Origin of the sequence: Asticcacaulis excentricus, assembly GCF_003966695.1 — a bacterium.
Classification (GTDB): Bacteria; Pseudomonadota; Alphaproteobacteria; order Caulobacterales; family Caulobacteraceae; genus Asticcacaulis; species Asticcacaulis excentricus_A.
The window spans coordinates 362,509-381,101 of the sequence record NZ_AP018828.1 but is presented as its reverse complement, the minus strand read 5'-3'; the positions used below and the strand labels follow the sequence as shown (position 1 = coordinate 381,101).

The 18,593-nt window shown below is 62.1% G+C and carries 20 protein-coding genes; 8 read left to right on the top strand and 12 right to left on the bottom strand.

Annotation, left to right across the window (positions count from 1 at the left end):
• Positions 1-31: 31 nt before the first annotated feature.
• The 3 genes from EM6_RS12835 (at position 32) to EM6_RS12825 (ending at position 2,076) form a co-directional block, all read left to right on the top strand.
• Positions 32-451, top strand: a complete 420-nt coding sequence (locus tag EM6_RS12835; RefSeq protein WP_126423560.1) for a DUF1801 domain-containing protein — start codon at positions 32-34, stop codon at positions 449-451.
• A gap of 173 nt (positions 452-624) precedes the next feature.
• Positions 625-1,338, top strand: a complete 714-nt coding sequence (locus tag EM6_RS12830) for a hypothetical protein (protein ID WP_126423559.1) — start codon at positions 625-627, stop codon at positions 1,336-1,338.
• Positions 1,339-1,410: 72 nt separating this feature from the next.
• On the top strand, positions 1,411-2,076 hold the full coding sequence (locus tag EM6_RS12825) for a hypothetical protein (protein ID WP_126423558.1): 666 nt from the start codon (positions 1,411-1,413) through the stop codon (positions 2,074-2,076).
• Positions 2,077-2,091: 15 nt separating this feature from the next.
• Here the strand turns inward: EM6_RS12825 and EM6_RS12820 are convergent, their stop codons facing one another.
• The 3 genes from EM6_RS12820 to rpsU all read right to left on the bottom strand — a co-directional run bounded on the left by EM6_RS12820 (position 2,092) and on the right by rpsU (position 3,439).
• Positions 2,092-2,580, bottom strand: coding sequence for a hypothetical protein (locus EM6_RS12820; RefSeq protein ID WP_126423557.1), 489 nt, complete (start codon positions 2,578-2,580; stop codon positions 2,092-2,094).
• Between the two features lie 101 nt (positions 2,581-2,681).
• Positions 2,682-3,077 carry an acyl-CoA thioesterase gene (locus EM6_RS12815; protein WP_041659479.1) on the bottom strand — a complete coding sequence of 132 codons (396 nt, stop codon included), beginning with the start codon at positions 3,075-3,077 and terminating at the stop codon, positions 2,682-2,684.
• A gap of 128 nt (positions 3,078-3,205) precedes the next feature.
• Positions 3,206-3,439: a 30S ribosomal protein S21 gene (gene rpsU, locus EM6_RS12810; protein WP_041659477.1), complete on the bottom strand. Its 234-nt coding sequence runs from the start codon at positions 3,437-3,439 to the stop codon at positions 3,206-3,208.
• Positions 3,440-3,716: 277 nt separating this feature from the next.
• Between rpsU and EM6_RS12805 the strand changes: the two genes are divergently transcribed.
• Positions 3,717-4,364 (top strand): COQ9 family protein, encoded by a 648-nt coding sequence (locus tag EM6_RS12805; protein ID WP_232037168.1) that lies wholly within the window; start codon positions 3,717-3,719, stop codon positions 4,362-4,364.
• A 193-nt stretch (positions 4,365-4,557) separates the two neighbouring features.
• Here EM6_RS12805 and EM6_RS12800 read toward each other — a convergent pair whose 3' ends face one another.
• Both EM6_RS12800 and purE read right to left on the bottom strand, forming a co-directional pair.
• The gene (locus EM6_RS12800) at positions 4,558-5,634 is read right to left on the bottom strand and encodes a 5-(carboxyamino)imidazole ribonucleotide synthase (RefSeq protein ID WP_126423555.1); all 1,077 of its coding nucleotides are present in this window, start codon (positions 5,632-5,634) and stop codon (positions 4,558-4,560) included.
• Between the two features lie 4 nt (positions 5,635-5,638).
• Positions 5,639-6,133 (bottom strand): 5-(carboxyamino)imidazole ribonucleotide mutase, encoded by a 495-nt coding sequence (gene purE, locus EM6_RS12795; protein ID WP_126423554.1) that lies wholly within the window; start codon positions 6,131-6,133, stop codon positions 5,639-5,641.
• Between the two features lie 114 nt (positions 6,134-6,247).
• Between purE and EM6_RS12790 the strand changes: the two genes are divergently transcribed.
• Together EM6_RS12790 and EM6_RS12785 are read left to right on the top strand one after the other, a co-directional pair.
• A complete protein-coding gene (locus tag EM6_RS12790) occupies positions 6,248-6,997 on the top strand; it encodes a GGDEF domain-containing protein (RefSeq protein ID WP_126423553.1) in 750 nt (249 codons plus the stop codon).
• Positions 6,998-7,050: 53 nt separating this feature from the next.
• Positions 7,051-7,440: a VOC family protein gene (locus EM6_RS12785; protein ID WP_126423552.1), complete on the top strand. Its 390-nt coding sequence runs from the start codon at positions 7,051-7,053 to the stop codon at positions 7,438-7,440.
• Between the two features lie 28 nt (positions 7,441-7,468).
• Here EM6_RS12785 and EM6_RS12780 read toward each other — a convergent pair whose 3' ends face one another.
• Positions 7,469-8,644: a deoxyguanosinetriphosphate triphosphohydrolase gene (locus tag EM6_RS12780; protein WP_126424144.1), complete on the bottom strand. Its 1,176-nt coding sequence runs from the start codon at positions 8,642-8,644 to the stop codon at positions 7,469-7,471.
• A 129-nt stretch (positions 8,645-8,773) separates the two neighbouring features.
• Between EM6_RS12780 and EM6_RS12775 the strand changes: the two genes are divergently transcribed.
• Complete coding sequence (locus tag EM6_RS12775) at positions 8,774-9,100, top strand: HesB/IscA family protein (RefSeq protein ID WP_126423551.1); 327 nt, start codon at positions 8,774-8,776, stop codon at positions 9,098-9,100.
• Positions 9,101-9,321: 221 nt separating this feature from the next.
• On the opposite strand, the gene EM6_RS12770 is transcribed toward EM6_RS12775, so the two are convergent.
• Entirely contained in the window at positions 9,322-9,996 is a 675-nt protein-coding gene (locus tag EM6_RS12770; protein ID WP_126423550.1) for a hypothetical protein, read from the bottom strand.
• 261 nt (positions 9,997-10,257) lie between these two features.
• Here EM6_RS12770 and EM6_RS12765 point away from each other — a divergent pair, with 261 nt between their 5' ends.
• Positions 10,258-11,040: a hypothetical protein gene (locus tag EM6_RS12765; protein ID WP_126423549.1), complete on the top strand. Its 783-nt coding sequence runs from the start codon at positions 10,258-10,260 to the stop codon at positions 11,038-11,040.
• 372 nt (positions 11,041-11,412) lie between these two features.
• On the opposite strand, the gene guaD is transcribed toward EM6_RS12765, so the two are convergent.
• The 5 genes from guaD to xdhA form a co-directional block, all read right to left on the bottom strand.
• A complete protein-coding gene (gene guaD / locus EM6_RS12760; protein ID WP_126423548.1) occupies positions 11,413-12,783 on the bottom strand; it encodes a guanine deaminase in 1,371 nt (456 codons plus the stop codon).
• A gap of 121 nt (positions 12,784-12,904) precedes the next feature.
• Positions 12,905-13,924: an adenosine deaminase gene (locus EM6_RS12755; RefSeq protein WP_126423547.1), complete on the bottom strand. Its 1,020-nt coding sequence runs from the start codon at positions 13,922-13,924 to the stop codon at positions 12,905-12,907.
• A complete protein-coding gene (gene xdhC / locus EM6_RS12750) occupies positions 13,899-14,852 on the bottom strand; it encodes a xanthine dehydrogenase accessory protein XdhC (protein WP_126423546.1) in 954 nt (317 codons plus the stop codon). The genes EM6_RS12755 and xdhC overlap by 26 nt, the downstream gene beginning before the upstream one ends.
• Positions 14,849-17,158, bottom strand: coding sequence for a xanthine dehydrogenase molybdopterin binding subunit (xdhB, locus tag EM6_RS12745; protein WP_126423545.1), 2,310 nt, complete (start codon positions 17,156-17,158; stop codon positions 14,849-14,851). Before xdhB ends, xdhC begins: the two co-directional genes overlap by 4 nt.
• Positions 17,151-18,584, bottom strand: coding sequence for a xanthine dehydrogenase small subunit (gene xdhA, locus EM6_RS12740; protein ID WP_126423544.1), 1,434 nt, complete (start codon positions 18,582-18,584; stop codon positions 17,151-17,153). Before xdhA ends, xdhB begins: the two co-directional genes overlap by 8 nt.
• Positions 18,585-18,593: the final 9 nt, after the last annotated feature.

The following is an 18,593-nucleotide window of genomic DNA, read 5'->3' as shown; positions in this document are numbered from 1 at the left end:
CAAACCCGCGTTACGCCCACAGTCTGAGGGCATGGCCGAACCGAAGACCCAGCCCACCGACGCCGATCCCGTGGCCTTTCTGGACGCGAAAGCCCCCGAAAAGATGCGCGCCGACGCCCAGACCCTGCTTCGCCTGTTTGCGGACGTCACAGGCGAGCCGCCGGTCGTGTGGGGGACGTCCCTGATCGGCTATGGCCGCTACACCTATCTCAGCGGCAAGACGACGGTGCCGTGGCCGCTCAGCGCGTTTGCCGTGCGCAGCGCCGCCCTTACGCTCTATGTATTGGCCAGCGCCCCGGAGCAGGCCGATCACCTCGCCCGCCTTGGCAAGCACACCACCGGCGGCGGCTGCCTCTATATCAAGCGTCTCAGCGAGGTGGATATGGACGTGCTGCTTGAGATTATTGCCACCGCACACGCCCTGATGACGGCGCGTCACCTGTCGTCCTGATGCCTTTCTGATCTCTTCATCTGCGGTTCAGCCTTAATTTTGTAAAAGGCATAGGCTAGAGCGGAACGACCTCTAGCTGAATCGTTCCGCTCAAGCCGCCATTGAGGCGGCGGCCAAGGTGGCGAAGCCACCGCCCGGCGAGGGGCTAAATCAACGAGAGAAAGAACAGAAAGATGGATCTGCCTATGTTTGTCAAAGCCGCCAAGCCCGCCCTGCTGGCTGCCGCCCTGTGCCTGACCCCGGCCGCCGCCGGACTGATCCCCGTGAGCGCCGTCGCGCAGCAGACGCAGCGCGAAATCTCCGCCGATCAGGCCTTTCCCTTCCTGTCGAAATTCCTCGCCCTGCCGACGTCTGAGCGCGATGAGATCACCGTCGCCTATATTCTGAAGATCAAGGGCGGTACGCAAGGCGCCAGCATCGTACTCAAGCACAATGGCCAGAACCAGAAGCTGAATATCGGCGGTGACGGGCGTATCACCCCCCTGCCGACGCTGGCACAGTTGCGCGGCGGGGCTACGGTGGTCGTCAATGGACCGGAAAAGGGCGTGTCGATGCGCGTGCGCGTCTATGCCACCGAAACCCCGGCGAAGACCATGACGGTCGCGCCGCTGGCCAAGGCCGTGACGCAGAGCAACAGCGTGATGCGCAAGGTCGGCGGCGTGCTGGCCTTGACGCAACCGAAGCTCGACCGGCTGTATTTTGTCGGCTCCGGCAATGCGCGCGTGACGATGGCCGATGGCAGCCAGAAGCTGCTGCCGAAATCCGCCGTTGATGACGCCTACCCGTCCGGCACCCCCTATCTGGTGCCCACGGAATACCCCGGTGCGGTCAGCGTCAGCTTTGATGCCACGCCGTCAAAGATCGGCATTGACGACCGGGCGAAATAGATTTGAGATAGCCGTGATTTTGCCGCGATCCCGAACCACAGTTCGGGATCGTCTGTTTTTGCGGGGTGGTTCATGACTGTTTTCAATCGGCGGGCATTCGTAGGGTCAGCGGCAGCGCTGGCGGTCTTGGGGGCCTCCACAGCGCGGGCCGAAACCAAGGACGTGCCGTGCACGGACATCTTCCCGTTTCTGCTCAACTACCTGAACCTGCCAACCGCCGAACGCACGCACTTCCGGCTGGCTTACAAACTGGCCGTCACCGGGGCTAGGCTGTCGGATATCCGGCTGGTGCTGAAGCATAATGGCGAAACGCCGCTCAACGTGGCCGCCGACAACACCCTGACGCCCCTGCCCCCCGTCGCGGCGCTGAAAGCCAAGGCCCCGGTTACGGTCACGCGCCCGGACGGCAGCAAGATCGGCCTGACCCTGCTGATCGCCGCCGCCCTGCCGCCTTCGGCCGCCTATGCCGCCCCCGACCTCAAGAAGGCCGTCGATCAGGCGCGCGCCGGGGCCAAAAAGGCCGCCGGTGTGATGAGCCTGGCGGTGCCCAATCTCGACCGCATCGTCTTTGTCGGGGCTGCGGGCGGGCAGGCCATCGGCACCGATGGCAAGGGCGTGGCCCTGCCGAAGACCAAGGACGGGCATCCGGTGTTTCAACCGGCAGCGCAGGCTACGGCGGCGCGCGTCACGCTGGACAAGGCCCCCACCCTGCTCAGGATCGACGCCAAGCCGAAATAAAGGCGGTGACTTAACTTAACCGCGCATCTGGCGGATCAGCATGTAGTTGCCGAGCAGACCCGCGGCGAAGGCGGACACGGCGCACAGCGGCAGGCAGATCAGCACCACCCAGGTGGGGTGCGGGATGAAGCTCATATGGATCATGTAGCTGGCCACCAGCAGCACGCCGGTGAGCCACGCCGGAAAGGCCCCGACCTTAGCCATACGCACGGCCAGATAGCCGCCGCCGAACGTGCCCAGCGCCCATGAGATGATCTTGATAATATAGGCGTCCGCCGGCACCGTATCGAGCAACTTGGCAATGTCTTCGGGGCTGGCCATATCGAAGGTCGGCGGCGGCGGGAACATATAATTGCCGACCTGACGCAGGATGGTATCGAGCACCATGCCGAACAAAAGACCCGTCAGCACGGCCAGCGTGATATTGAGCACGCTGCGCGTCTTGTCCTCGTCCCACACGGTAAACCACGTGACAAGCCGGTCTGTTACCGATGCCTTGGCCATTTCTGCCTCCCTGACTGGCGGAGAAAATGACAAGGCGCGCGGCTTTGGTCAACGTCTTTATAAAGACAGCGTTACCACAGGGTTGAAAATCGTTATCCCGTTCAAGGCAGGGGCAGCGGGCGCGAATTGCCGTTTTCGTCGATGGCGACAAAGGTAAAGTCGGCATCGGTCACCTTGATGCGCACGTCGGAGTCGCGTGAGCGCCGCCACGCCTGAACGTGGATCTTCATCGAGGTACGCCCGGTGGAGATCAGCTCGGCATAGACGGACACTTCGTCGCCCACCCGCACCGGCGTATGGAAGGTCATCCCCTCAACCGCAATGGTAGCGGCGCGGCCCACGGCCCGGCGCGCGGCGACGTTACCAGCGGCGAGGTCCATCTGCGACATCAGCCAGCCTCCGAAAATATCGCCCGCCGGATTGGTGTCCGCCGGCATAGCAATGGTGCGAATGGCAATCAGCGCCTCGTTCGGCTGCGTGTCTTTCTGGTGTTTCATCGACTTACCCCACATGCCGCTATTCATTGCCGCAGGTTTGACTTTTTGCAATGCAAAAAAAGCCAAAACAAAAAGCGACGAAGCTGAGGCTTCGACGCTTTTTAAAGATCGGATCGTGTCCGTAAGGCTTACTTCGAGCGGCCCGTGGTCGCACCGCCTTCGCGTTGCAGACGCTTGCGCGCCAGCTTGCGGGCGCGGCGCACGGCTTCGGCCTGCTGGCGAGCGCGCTTTTCAGAGGGCTTTTCGTAGTGGACGTGACGCTTCATTTCGCGGAAGGAGCCTTCACGTTGCATCTTCTTCTTCAGCGCCTTCAGGGCCTGATCGACGTTGTTGTCGCGGACAAAGATCTGTACCAGAGGTATCTCTCCATTCTGTCTGTTCCGCCGGACCGTAAAGCCTTGCGACGGACCGCCTCGCCCTTTTGAAGTTCGGGCCATAAAAGGGCGGAGGGTGAAAACAAGCTGCCCGCAAACCGTGGTCTGCGGGCGTGTGGGCGAAGCCATTACATCATGCCCGCGCCCAATTCAAGCCGCACCACCTTTGAAAAACGCCGGATTAAACATTTTATCGGGCTGTTGCCTTTTGACGCAGGTGCAATTTGGTCTTGGCGCGGGGCGGGCTTGGGCCTATTCTGGGTCCATGTCCGCAAATGCCCTTACCGAACTGGAACAGTCACTGGCCACGGCCTGTGCCGCGCTGATGCCCGATCTGGGCCTGACCCGCGTCACCGTGCGCGTCGCGGGTGCGCGAATCGGCCTCAGCCCCGCTGAAGTCGAACTGATCTGTCCCAACGGGCCGTCGGACATCGCCGCGATCCTGTGGCGTCAGGGGGATGCAGCGCTTGCGGGTGATGACATTGACGCGCAACTGTCTGCGATGAAGGTGCGTGAACGCATCGGCTTCCTGCTCAACCGCCGCATCGACGCCGCCTGCGCGGATGAACGCGCCACGCACCGCCTGATAGGGCACCTGTGCCTGCCGCAGCATCTGGGGCTGTACCGTCGCCTGCTGTGGGAGTCGGCTGACCTTGTGTGGCGCAAGGCGGGGGATAAGGCGCTGGATGAAAACCACTATTCCAAACGCGCCATCGTGTCCGGCATTCTGGCCACGGCCCTGATGACGCGCCTGACGCAAGGGGTTGAGGCCCAGCACGAGCAGATCGCCCGCAATATCGAGCAGGTGATGGCGTTTGAAAAATTCAAGGCCAAACTGCCGCTCAAGCCGGAAGACGCGCTTTTGGGGGCCGTGGAATTTCTGGGTAAGCTGCGCTTTGGGGCGGCGGCCTGATCTCCGCCTTTACGTTACGTCGCCATGTGAGGACACGCCACCTACAGTCTGGCTCCTCTCCTCACCATCTCATGGGGAGGTGGCATTTTTGAGCGTCAGCGAAAAAATGACGGAGGGGGTACAAATGGTCGACAGAATACCCCTCCGTCTGCTCGCTAAGCTCGCATCCACCTCCCCACAGGTGGGGAGGAGATTAAAGACTCGCCTTCAAGCGGTTGATATGGCCCATTTTGCGGCCCGGACGGGGATCATCCTTGCCATAGATATAGAGCCGTGAGTCCGGTTCCTGCGACAGGGCTTCCCAGACCAGCACATCCGGCCCCAGAAGATTGGTCATTTCGACCTGAAAACGCGCTGTGGTATCGCCCAGCGGCCAGCCAGCGACGGCGCGGATATGCTGCTCGAACTGATCACACAGGCAGCCGTCCTGCGTCCAGTGTCCGGTATTGTGCACGCGCGGCGCGATCTCGTTGAGGATCAGTTCATCGCCTTCGAGCACAAACAGCTCGACGCCCAGTACGCCCACATAATCAAGGCCTTCCAGCACCTTCCTGGCAATCGTCTCGGCCCGTTCTTTCAAGGTTTCCGAGACCACTGCCGGGGCCAAGGTCGTTGAAAGAATGCCGCTGACGTGGTGGTTTTCTCCGACCGGATAGGTTTTCACCGTACCGTCGTAGCCGCGCGCCGCGATCACCGAGACTTCGCGCTGAAAATCGGCCTTCGCCTCCAGAATCGCCGGGCGACCATTGAGGCTGTCGAAGGCCGCTTTCGCTTCGTCGGCGGCGCGAATCCACACCTGACCCTTGCCGTCATAGCCTTCGCGGCGCGTCTTCAGAAGGGCGGGCAAGCCATTGGCTGCAATCGCCTTTTCGAGATCGTCAAGGCTGTTGATCTCATAGAAATCGACCGTGCCGATGCCGACGCTGCGGGCAAAGCGCTTTTCGAGGATACGGTCCTGCGTGATGCCCAACGCCCGCGCATTGGGGGCGACCTTCGCGCCTTTGGACACCAGATAGTCGAGCGAGGTGACGGGTACGTTTTCAAACTCAAACGTAATCACGTCCGAGGCCGCGGCAAAGCGATCGAGCGCCGCCTCATCCGTATAGCGCGCCACCTTCGACACCGCCGAGACGCTGGCCGCCGGCGATTCGGCGTCGGGCCCATAGACCACCACCTTGAAGCCCAGCCGTGACGCCGCCTGCGACAGCATCCGCCCCAACTGACCATCGCCCAAAATGCCGATTTTTGACCCCAAAGGCAGCGGTTTCAATGGTTTAGTCCTCAACGCTATCGGGCACGCCGTCGGTCTGCGCCTGACGCAGGGCTTCGACGCGGATCGCCAGTTCGGGATCGGACAGGGCCAGAATCTGCGCCGCCAGAAGCCCGGCATTCTTGGCACCGGCTTCCCCGACCGCCAGCGTGCCGACCGGCACACCGCCCGGCATCTGCACGATCGACAGGAGCGAGTCGAGGCCTTTCAGCCCGTCGCGCACCGGCACCGGCACGCCCAGAACCGGCAGCGGCGTCAGCGAGGCGGTCATGCCCGGCAGGTGGGCGGCCCCACCGGCGCCGGCGATAATGACCTGAAAACCCTCAGCCTTGGCGGATTTGGCAAATTCGACCATGCGCTCCGGCGTGCGGTGCGCCGAGACGACGCGCGCCTCATAGGTGACGCCCAGGCCGTCCAGCGCCTCGGCGGCCTTTTTCATCACCGGCCAGTCCGAGCGCGAGCCCATAATGATGGCGACTCTGGGTTTCGACGCGGTCATGCCCACCTCCGAAAGCTGAAAGGCCGCGAACTATAGGATTAGGCCCCGGCCTGCAAGGGGCGTCTGTGCAAATAGCACTCGCTTCGCGCCCCAAACGCCGCTAATCTTGGGCGCATGACCGCCTTGCCGCCCTCAGCCTCTGCCGATTCTGAGCCCTCCGCCCTGTCCGCGGGCGGATTGACGGCGTCGATGCAGGCCCTGCTGCAAAGCCAGTTTGGTGGCGCCCCTCGCCCTGTTACGGCCCCCGCCCCTACCCCGCCCGCGCCGGAGCCCCAGACGGGTGACGAATGGCCCTTGGCGGCGCGCACCCTGATCGACAGCCTGATCCGCGAAAACATCCGCCTGAAGGCCGATATCAAGGCCCTGACCGAGCAGGTGGCGCTGGCTGAGCACCACGCCGATCACGATGTGCTGACGCCGACGCTCAACCGTCGCGCCTTCCTGCGGGATCTGGGCCGCGCCATGGGGGATGGCCGCCGCTATGGCGATCCGGCCTGCCTGATCTATCTCGATCTGGATGGTTTCAAGGCCATCAACGATTCCTACGGCCACGCCGCCGGCGACAAGGCGCTGATCCACATTGCTGAGCGGCTCAACGCCAATGTGCGCGAAGGCGATTCGGTCGGGCGGTTGGGCGGCGATGAATTCGCCATCTTGCTGCGTCACGCCGATATTTCCGTCGCTCGCAGCAAGGCGCAGAAGCTTGAGGCTGAACTGAATATCGCCACCTTTGAGCATCAGGGTCTGTACCTGCGCGTCGGCGGTTCGTTTGGCGTGCGTGCCTACGAAGGGCAGGCCTCGGCCGAAGAATGGATCGCCGAAGCCGATGCAGCCATGTTTCTGGTCAAGAAATCGAGCCGATGAGCGCCCCCCAAAAAGTGTGTAGCGGTTTTTGGATACGGGGGCGCGACTAAAAGATGAGCCACATAGCCGCCGTTACCCTCGTCGTGCCCGATTACGATGAGGCCATCGCCCATTACTGCACCGGGCTGGGCTTCGACCTGATCGAGGATAGCGACCTCGGCGGCGGCAAGCGCTGGGTGCTGATTGCCCCGCCCGGTTCGAGCGAAGCACGCCTGCTGCTGGGTAAGGCGTCGACCGAGGCTCAGCGCGCCGCCATCGGCAATCAAGCCGGTGGGCGTGTCTTTCTGATCTTGTTCACCGATGACTTTGCCCGCGACCATGCGCGCTTCAGCGCGGCGGGCGCGGTCTTTACCGAAGCCCCACGCCACGAAGCTTATGGCACAGTGGCCGTGTTCCGCGACCGGTTCGGCAATCTGTGGGACCTGCTGGAACCGAAGGCGTAATCTCCGAGCTGTGCAACCGAGTCGTCCCCTATGACATACTGAACAACTGCTTGTGCTGTTCGATGGCATAGGCGTCGGTCATACCGGCAATATAGTCGCAGACCACGCGGGCGCGCTGGGTTTCGGTATCCTTGGTGCACACCCGCCCGTACCAGTTGGGCGGCAGCACCTCCGGCTCCTCCATATAGAGGCGGAACAGGTCATTCAGCACGCGCCGCGCCTGCGAGCGGTGGCGATTGACGGTATAGTGCTTGTACATGCGCGCATAAAGAAAGGCCCGCAGGCGCGACAGGTCCTCATTCACCGTGCGCGAAAAGGCCACCATCTGACGCCCAGCACGGCGCACATCCTCCGCCGTTTCGATGCCGTCTTCTTTCAACCGCCGCTCGGTCTCCAGACAGACATCGCGGATCATAAAGCCAATCACGCGGCGGATGGCCTCCAGCCGTAACAACCGTTGATCGATCAGCGGCCAGTCCTTTTCGACCTCGGCAATCGCCGGTCCGATCAGCGGGATGTCGCGCAGGTCAGTCAGGGTAAACAGCCCGGCGCGCAAACCATCATCGACATCGTGATTATTATAGGCGATGTCGTCGGAAATTGCGGCAATCTGCGCCTCAAGCGACGCATAGGTTTCCGGACGCAAGTCCCAGAAATCGCTGAAATCGGCCACGGCCTTCCAAGCCGGCTGGCCCAGCTTGTGCGCCACGGGGCCGTTGTGCTTGATCACCCCTTCCAGCGTCTCCCAGGCCAGATTGAGTCCCTCAAACGCCGGATAGCGATGCTCCAGCCGCGTCACGATGCGGAAGGTCTGCACATTGTGATCGAAGCCGCCCCACGGCTCCATCATCTTGTGCAGTTCGTCCTCGCCCGCATGACCGAACGGCGAATGACCCATATCGTGCGACAAGGCGATGGTCTCGGCCAAATCCTGATCGGCCCCCAGCGTGTGCGCCAGCGAGCGCGCCACCTGCGACACCTCGATCGAATGCGTCAGGCGCGTGCGGAAATAGTCGCCGTGCCCCGCCACAAACACCTGCGTCTTGCCCTTCAGCCGCCGGAAGGCCGTGCAGTGGATCACCCGGTCACGATCCCGCGCAAAGGCCGTGCGCGTCAGGCTGTCCGGCTCGCTATATAACCGTCCGCGAGAGCGGCTGTGGTTTTCGCTATAGGGCGCAAGCGTCAGGATCAGCGGATCATGCACGGGCAGGGTCTTTCGCAATGGAACTTACGCCCTAAATCCCCCTCTGCGCGCCAATTTGCAATGCAAATTCATGACAAAAAATAACTAAGCCCTCTAAAACTCGCGCCCGCCCCGCGCTATATTGCGCTCATGAATCCGATTACGCTTTCCGCCAGCGCCGCGCGCCACCTCAACCGCCTGTCCGCCGACGCCGGGCACCCGATCCTGTTGCGCGTCGCCGTCGAAGGCGGCGGCTGCTCTGGCTTTCAGTACCAGCTCGATCTGGTCGAAGCGCCCGAAGACGGCGATACCGTCATCGCCTATGACGGCGCTCAGGCCCTGATCGACGAAGTCTCCGCCCCCCTGCTGGCCGGGTCGATCATCGACTATGTCGAAGAACTGGTCGGCGCGCAGTTCAAAATCCTCAACCCGCAGGCCAAATCGTCCTGCGGCTGTGGCGTCAGCTTCTCGATCTGATTTTTGACCTGTGTTTTGGGCCGTTCAAGAGCCTCCGGCGGGCAGGGGCACGGCCCCTGCACCCTATTGTCTTCCCTGTGGCAGCGCGAGGGCAAGGCATTCGAGCTTTGGCGGTACAGACTGAGGCGAAACCCGTGGGCGCCTGAGACGCTGGCAAACGACACAACCGACGCCACAAAATATGATTGCGGGTCATGCCATTAGAAATGACTGTACTTATCTCAATAAATAAAAATTGATTTCAGTTTATCTTCTTTGTCGCTTTTCGGTTTAAACACGGACAAGCACTCACCGTACAATTTCGCATTATCAGTTACCCTGCGTTTTGGTATACTCATTTGCGAAACATTCCGGTCGAAGAGATAAACGGAATTTAACCACGATCCTGCGTATTTTTCAGATATATAACCGTCTGTTAGATCAAATTTGCGGCCATCCTTAGTGAAAACGTTATAGTCAGCCGCCGAATTCAGGTTTCGATTAAAACCCCGGCGAACATGTTTTGAATTTTTGTCACACGACAGATCGACCCAAGCCAAATCTTTGATCATATAGGTCTTGGTTTCCATAGAAAAATAATTCAAATTTCTTGTGACGATTTTATCGCTATATATAGCAACCCCAGAAAAAAGACTTGTTATCAGGCAGAAAAGAAACAATAAAATGCTTATCTTTACTGCATTGCGGAAAAAATCTGATTCAAATAGATTGATTGCAGCCCACATTCCAAGGACAATAATGCACGGAAAGTTGAGCAACGGCCACCAATAATTCGGCACATCAGGTAGAAATTTAGGAAATATGGAATAATTTATTAAAATTAATTTACTTGTAAGGAACAAGTAAATAAAGAATAAAAACATGGGCACAACCATGTTTAAAAGAGCATTCGACATCCGCTGCGCTTTCACCGTTCCCTCCCCGCTTCGTTGACCGTCTTGGCCAAGCGTAACACAGGTCGCTGTTGACCCGGCGTTTCCCCGTGACGCTCTCTGCCGTCAGACGCATCCCAGATGACAACGGGTTTGAGGGATCGTCAACGCGAAAAGCTCCGTGTTGTTCGTCGCCCCTCGCGGCGCAAACCTCGGCATTGCCGGTTTCAACCCTTTTGCCCCCAATCTATCCCCGCACTAAAAAGCGCGGTTACCCTTTGGGGCATGACCGAGACGACGGACATGGCTGGCTCTCTGACCCCCGAACAGCGGCGCGAACACTTGCGCGCCTATGCGGACCGGATGCTGCTGGCCTTAAGCGCGATGGACGCGCCTGAAACGCCGGACGCGGTCACCAAGGGCATCCGCACAGCGCTGATGATCGAGCGCCTCTATGCCCGCTGCGACGCCTCTCAGGCACAGGCGCACAAACACGCCATCGCCGCCATCGAGGATCAGGTGAAGCTGAAAAACAAACTCGAATGGTCTGGAGACTGGCTCGACAAGGCGCCGGACGTGCCCTTCATCACACTCAAACCCGATGCGCTCAAAGGGATGCAGTGGCCGCACCCGCCGCGCGATCACATGGCTGAACTCAGCGCGCGGATCGAACAAATGCGGGTCAATGCCCGCGCCTACAAACAAGCGCGGTCACAACCGGCACCACAGCCTGAAACCAAACCTGTCGCACCGGTCGAGGTCAAACCCGCTCCTCAGCCGAAATCTGAAGCTGCAGCCCCGTCGCGGCCCCTGACGCCGCAAGAAATGGCTCTGCGGGAGCGCGTGCTGAACACGGTCGCCATCCCCCGGCCGCAGGATACGCCGTTAACGGCGCACGATTACGGCCTGATCCGGGATGAGGACGTGGAAATCCTCCACGGTGACCGGCTCCCCCGCCTGTATGAAATGGGCGAGACGCGCGACACGCTGCTGAAAGCGCTGAAAGCCTATAGCCGCGAAGACCTCAACCTGCTGTGGCCCGACCTGTTCCCGCTGGATACGGGGTGAAGGGTTTAGCCACTGGAGATTTGGCCACTGAAGATTAGCCACGAAAAACACGAAAAGACACGAAATTAGCCGTTAAAGCGCCCGGCCCACAGGGCCATGACCTTCGTGCGGCCTGCACGAGTGAGGGGCGCTGCGCGCCAAAGGGCTTTGAACCACAGATTTCACAGATGGCACAGATTGGCGCTGCGCGCCCCTGCGTGACGCAGGCACGGATAATCTGTGAAATCTGTGTAATCTGTGGTTTCTAAAAAATCTCGCGCGCCACAGTGCTGCATTTGATAGGTCAGGCGCAGACTTGTGCCACAGGCTCCCGTTCGTGCTTTTTGTGTTTTTAGTGGCTAAACCCTTTAGCCTCACATCCGGGGTCCGGGGTCAACTGACCCCGGAATCCTTACACCGATCCACAACGCGCTCAGCCGCAACCCAGACGCGCGCGATATTGGCTTTTGAGGCCGTATAGACGATTTTTTGCAGCACATCGGCGTCACTATCGAGGTCGTCCATCAGGCGGATGGTCCCGTTCGCGGCCTGCGGATCAATCAGTTGCGCGTCGAAATAGCGACCGGGCTCAAAGCTGCCGACGGGCAGGTCCAGCGCTTCGGCCCCGCCTTTAGTGGCGAGGTAGAAGGCGGTGCGCCAGTCGATCTGGCTGTCGCGGATGCCGCGGTTATCCCAGTGCAGGCGCGCATCGACGCCGTCGTGCAGGGCGCGGGACGAGGCGACGGCCCAGCGCATATTGTCGTAGATCGAGGACGACGGCCCACCCGAAATATCGGTGCCGAGGCCCACGCGCACGCCTTTTTCCAGCGCGCGTTTGAGCGGGAAGACGGCGTTGGAGAAGTAGTAGTTGGACAGGGGGCAATGGGCGACGCCGGCGCCGCGTTCACGGATGGTCTGCATATTGGCGTCGGAGATGAAGTTGGCGTGGGCCAGCACCGTATGCCGCGTCAACAGGCCGAAACGGTCCAGACTGTCGGTATCTTCGCGGCCGTGGCGATCAAGGACGTAATTGTGTTCCCAGTCGCTTTCGGAGCAGTGGGTCTGAACGTGGCAGCCGCAGCGACGGGCGATGTCGCCCAGCCCTTCCAGCGCCGCATCGGTACACGAGGCGATAAAGCGCGGCGTGACCACCGGCTTGATACGGTCGCTGTTGAGGCTGCGCACATGGTCGATAAAGGCTTCGGTGCCACGCAGGGCGGCGTCGGTGGATTCGACGTAGAAGTCCGGGCATTGCTCCGGATTGTCCATCGCCACCTTGCCGATCAGGGCGCGCTGGCCCTTGGTCAGACAGATGTCGGCCAGAAGGCGCGTAGCGTCCTGATGCTGGGTGGCGAAATAGAGCGCCGTGGTGGTGCCGTTCGACAGGAGGTCGTCCACCAGCCCTTCGTAAGCGCGGCGCGCGAATGACAGGTCGGCATAGCGCGCTTCCAGCGGGAAGGTATGCTTTTGCAGCCAGACCTCCAGCGGCACGTCCAGCGCCTTGCCCAGTTGCGGCCACTGCGGGGCGTGGATGTGCAGGTCGCAAAAGCCCGGCAAGGCGTAGGTGCCCTCTGGTAGGGTTTCCAGCCGCCCGGCGGCGCGGTCTTCGGACAGGGCTTCGGCATAGGTCGGCGCGTCGGAGCGCAGGACCTCAAGGATACGGCCCTCCGCATCGCAGCGGATCAGGGTATCGCGCAGGACCTCAATGCCGCCGCAGACGGGGGCGTGGAAGAAGGTGCCTTTGAAAGAACGGGGTGTGGTCATTTCGTCCAAGCCTCCCCCCTGATATCAGGGGGGAACCCGGCAAAGCCGGAGGGGGGTTAGAGGTAGGGCATAACCCCACCCGGCCCTTCGGGCCACCCTCCCCTGAAATCAGGGGAGGTGCTTAACTTGTGTACGTGTCGATGGCATCTAGGTGCTTAAATACCTCCGCATCGCTGAGGAAGGACCCCAGAAACGAATTGCGCGCCAGGGTGATCAGGTCGTCGCGATCGACCAGCCCCGACGCCGCCACGGCGCGGTAGTTGTCGTTCACATAGCCGCCGAAATAGGCCGGATCGTCGGAATTGAGCGTGGCGCGCAGGCCCTTGTTCAGCATGGTGCGGATGGGGTGCTGCGCCATGTCGTTGACCACACACAGTTTGAGGTTCGACAACGGGCAGACGGTCAGCGTCATGCCCAGACGCGCCAGCCGCGAAGTCAGATGCGCGTCTTCCAGCGAGCGGTTGCCGTGGTCGATACGGTCCACCTTGAGGATATCCAACGCTTCGTGGACGTATTCGGGCGGCCCCTCCTCGCCGGCATGGGCGACTTTTTTGAGGCCCAAAGCACCGGCGGCCTCAAACACGCGGGCGAATTTCGACGGGGGGTGGCCGACTTCGGACGAGTCGAGCCCCACCCCGGTCAGGCGGTCGAGAAACGGCTCGGCGGCCTTTAAGGTGGCAAAGGCCGCGTCCTCATCGAGGTGGCGCAGGAAGCACAGGATCAGTTTGGAGGTCAGGCCGTATTCGGCTTCGGCCGCCTTCATGCCCGACGTCAGGCCGTCCATCACGACCGACATCGGGATACCGCGGTCGGTATGGGTTTGCGGATCGAAGAAGATTTCAGCGTGGCGCACGCTGTCGGCGTGGGCGCGGTCGAAATAGGCCTTGGCGAGGTCGTGGAAGTCGTCTTCGGTGCGCAGGACATTGGCCCCCTGATAGTAGATGTCGAGGAAGTCCTGAAGGTTGGAAAATTCGTAGGCCGCGCGCACCTCTTCGACCGATTTGAACGGCAGGGCGATCTTGTTGCGTTGCGCCAGCGCGAACATCAGCTCCGGCTCCAGCGAGCCTTCGATGTGGAGGTGCAGTTCGGCCTTGGGCAGACCGGCGATAAAGGCGTCAAGCGACGGGAAGGGTTTGGTCATGACGGGTATCCTCGGTCAGGGTGCGGATTTTATCTGTAATTTGAAGCAACTGCGCGGCGACGGCAACCGCGATCACCTCCGGGGCCTTGCCCGTAATGCCGGGCAAACCGATGGGGCAGGTGATACGCGCGATCTGGTCTTCGGCAAAGCCATCCTTGCGCAAACGGCTGAAGAAGCGCGCGCGCTTGGTGGCTGAGCCGATCAGGCCGATAAACCGCGCGGGCGACCGCAGCGCCGCCTTGGTCAGCTCATAATCGAGCGCGTGGTCGTGGGTCAGGATCAGGGTCAGGCCGGTCCCAGTCTCGGCCTCCGCGCACAGGGTCAGGGCATCGCCAATAAGCACGCCTGGCGGCACATCGGTGCGGTCATCGCACCAGCGCAGGTGAAACGGCAGGCCCTTCAGCACGCGCGCGATGGCGATGCCGACATGGCCCGCGCCAAACATCAGCACAGGCATCAACGGTTGACCAAGGCGCTCAATCAGATGATCCCCGACCACCGGCACCGGACCGCGCGCTGACACATTGGGCACCTCTTCGCTCAGGCGACGGCGGACCCCATCGGCGTGCAGATCGCTGCGCAAGGTAAAGCTATCAAGGCCGCGCACGGCCTCCAGCCAGTCCGCCTCCGCCGGGTCGAGGTGCTCGATCATTACCCGCACGCGACCGCCGCAACATTGCCCCAGCAGCACCCCCAGCGGATAGTCCTGAATGCGCCAGGTGCCGGATGGGTGTTTCAGGGCCAGCCGCGCCTGATCAATGCACTGAAACTCCAGATTGCCGCCGCCAACCGTGCCGTAGATGGCCTTGGCGGTGACCAGCATCCGCGTCCCGGCCTCGCGCGGCGTCGAGCCTTCGACGGCCAGCAGCGAGACCATGGCCAGCGGTTCTTTATCCAACAGATAAAGGGCTTTGACGACCCAGTTCACAGCCCACTCCCCTTTACCGCCCGCAGGATACGTTCCGGAGTCGCCGGAGCATCAAGCGTCGGGCGCGGGTCACCGGTTGCCGCCGCCACCGCATAGGTCAGGGCCGAAAACACGCTGTTGGCCAGCATGAAGGGCGGCTCGCCTACGGCCTTGGAGCGATGGATGGTCGGTTCGCGGTTGTCGCCCGCCCGCCACAGATGGATATTCATCACGGCCGGCCGGTCAGAGGCGCAGGGGATCTTATAGGTCGAAGGGGCGTGCGTCAGGAGCCGCCCTTTGGTGTCATAAACCAGTTCCTCAAAGGTCAGCCAGCCCTGCCCCTGCACATAGGCGCCCTCAATCTGACCCAGATCGAGCGCCGGATTGATGGAGCGCCCGACATCGTGCAGGATATCGGCGCGCAGCACCTTATGCTCACCGGTAAAGGTGTCGAGGACCACCTCCGACACCGCGGCCCCATAGGCGAAGTAGAGGAAGGGCCGACCGGTGTGCGTCTTGCGGTCGTAATGGATTTTCGGCGTGGCGTAAAAGCCCGTCGCCGACAGCGAAATCCGGTTAAAGTGCGCTAATCGACAGACCTCGGCAAAGCCCAGCACCTCGTTGCCCGCGCGCACCACGCCGCCTTTAAACACCACGCTGTCTGCCGCCACGCCGTTGCGTGCAGCCATCAGTTCGGCCAGCCGTTCGCGGATGGTATTGGCCGCGTTCCACGCCGCCCAGCCGTTGAGGTCCGTCCCTGAGGAGGCCGCCGTGGCCGAGGTATTGGGCACCTTGTCCGTGCGCGTTGACGTGATGCGGATGCGTTCCAGCCCCAGACCGAAGACGTCGGCGACGATCTGCGCCACCTTGGTATTCAGCCCCTGTCCCATCTCGGTGCCGCCGTGATTGAGCGCAATCGAGCCATCGACATAGGCGTGAACCAGGGCCCCGGCCTGATTGAGGTGGCTGGTGGTAAAGGAGATGCCGAACTTTACCGGCGTACAGGCAATGCCACGCCGCAGATAGGGATGCGACGCATTGAAGGCGTCGATCTCGGCCTTGCGCGCCTCGTAATCGGCGGCGGTTTTCAACTCCTCAACGAGGGTATCAGCGACGAAATCTGTCACCGCCATCTGATACGGCGTTAGATTGCGCTCAGGGCCGTAGAAGTTGGTCTGGCGCACGCTCAGCGGATCACGCCCCAGATGCAGGGCAATGGCGTCCATCACCCGCTCGATGGCCAGCATCCCCTGCGGTCCGCCAAAGCCGCGAAAGGCGGTATTGGAAACGGTATGGGTGCGGTAGCGATGCGAGACGATCTCAATATGTTCAAGGAAATAGCAGTTATCGGCGTGGAACATGGCCCGGTCATTGATCGCCGGCGACAGGTCGGTCGAACAGCCGCAGCGCGAAGCCAGCTCCAGCCGCAGCGCCCGGATACGCCCCTCGTCATCAAAGGCCACGTCGTAGTCGGCGGTGAAATCGTGCCGTTTGCCGGTGATCTGCATATCCTCGTCGCGGTCGGCGCGATACTTGGCCGGGCGACCGGTTTTGGCCGCCACCAAAGCCGCCGCCGCCGCAAACAGCGATGCCTGGGTTTCCTTGCCGCCAAAGCCGCCGCCCATGCGCCGCACCTCAACCGTCACATCGGCGGAGGTGACGCCCAGAAGATGCGCCACCAGATGCTGCACCTCGGACGGATGCTGCGTCGAACACAAAAGGTGCACCCCGCCCTGCTCCATCGGCGTGGCAACGCTGATCTGCCCTTCGAGGTAGAAGTGATCCTGCCCGCCGATCTCTAGCCCGCCTTGGATCCGATGCGGTGCGGCCGCAAGCTCTGCCATATCGCCGCGCCGCATCACCTGCGACGCCTCGATCAGGCTGTGGGCGGCCTTGGCCTCGGCAATGGTCAATAGGGCGGGCAAGGGCTCGTAGTCGATGCGACCCAGCTTGGCCGCCATACGCGCCGCCTTGGCCGAGGTGGCGGCAACCAGAAACACCGGCTGCCCCATAAACACCACCTCGTCGGCGGCCAGCAGACGGTCATCCTTGGCCACCGGCGCGACATTGTTGTCGCCGGGGATGTCGGCGGCGGTGAAGACGGCGACCACACCCGGCGCGGTGCGCACGGCGCTGAGGTCCAGACTTACGATCTTCGCGTGGGCGTGCGGAGCGCGTCCGAAGGCCAGATGCAGCATCCCCGCCGGTTCGGCCACATCATCGGCATAGAGGGCGGTGCCGCTGACGTGCAGGGGGGCGCTGTCGTGGGCCAGAGACGTATGGACCCTTGGGGTATGAATTTGGGGAGGGTGACCGTGCTCAGCCATGCGCCACCCCCAGCACATCACCGCCTTGACCCTGAATATCAAACCACATTTTTTTCAGGATATTACCGGCAACAGTTAATCTATAGTCCGAGGAGCCGCGCACATCGCTGAGCGGCGTGAAATCCGCGTGCAGCGCCTCGGCCGCCAGTGCCAGACGCTCCGGCGTTAGCGGGTGACCGGTCAGGACGGCCTCGGCGTGCGTGGCACGTTTGGGCGTGCCTGCCATGCCGCCAAAGGCCAGCCGCGCGCCCTGCACCACCGCCCCGTCAAAGCGCAGATGCACGGCAACGCAGACCGCCGAAATATCGGAATCAAAGCGCTTCGACAGCTTGACGACACGCACCACATCGCCGGCTTTCGGCGCGGGCACAAAGACGCTTTCGACAAACTCACCGGGCTGGCGGTCCTGCTTGCCATAGTCGAGGAAATAGGCCTCCAGCGGCAGGGTGCGGCGCGTCTCGCCCCGGCGCAGGGTCAGTTCGGCCCCCAGCGCGATCAGGGCGGGCGGCATGTCCCCGATGGGCGAGCCATTGGCGATATTGCCGCCGACGGTGCCGGCATTGCGCACCTGAACCGCGCCGATGCGACGGATCAGTTCCCCCAGATCGGGCGACAGGTCGGCTAGCGCCGTACGCGCTTCAGAATAGCGCACACCGGCGCCCAGTCGCACGCCCTGCGGCGTCCCCTCGATGTCGCGCATCAGGTGGCCGATAAAGGCGACCTCCGGCAGGACGCGGTGCTGCTTGCTGACCCACAGGCCGACATCGGTGGCCCCGGCGATCAGCCGCACATCGGAGTTTTCGATAAGGATTTCCGCCAGATCATCGGCGTTGCGCGGCACATAGGCCCGGCGCGTCAGCCCGGCCAGCGGGTCTTCGTAGCTGAGGATCAACGAGGTGTCGCGGGGGAGTTTCAGCAGCGCCTCACGGATGGGCGCGTCGTCAAACGGCACTGATGCCACCTGTTCGGCGGCCTTGAGGATCGGGCCATAGCCCGTGCAGCGGCACAGGTTCCCGGCCAGCACCTCCGCCGGGTCGGCCCCCGCCGTGCCGCACGCCCCCATCGACCGCCCGACCAGCGACATCACAATGCCAGGCGTGCAGAAACCGCACTGCGAGCCGTGCAAATCAACCATTGCCGATTGTACAGGATGCGCGCCTTTCAGGCTTTCAACGGTCATCAGCGCCTTGCCGTCCAGCATGGGCAAAAACAGGATACAGGCATTGACGGCGCGCCAGTTTAGGCGCGCGTTCTCCAGCTCGCCCACCAGCACCGTACAGGCCCCGCAGTCGCCTTCGGCGCAGCCTTCCTTGCTGCCCGTGCGCCGCGCCGTGTAGCGCAGCCAGTCGAGCACGCTTTGCGTCGGGTCGATGCCGGACAGGGTGACGATCTCACCATCGAGGTAGAAGCGGAGTTTATCGGGCATGGCGTGCAC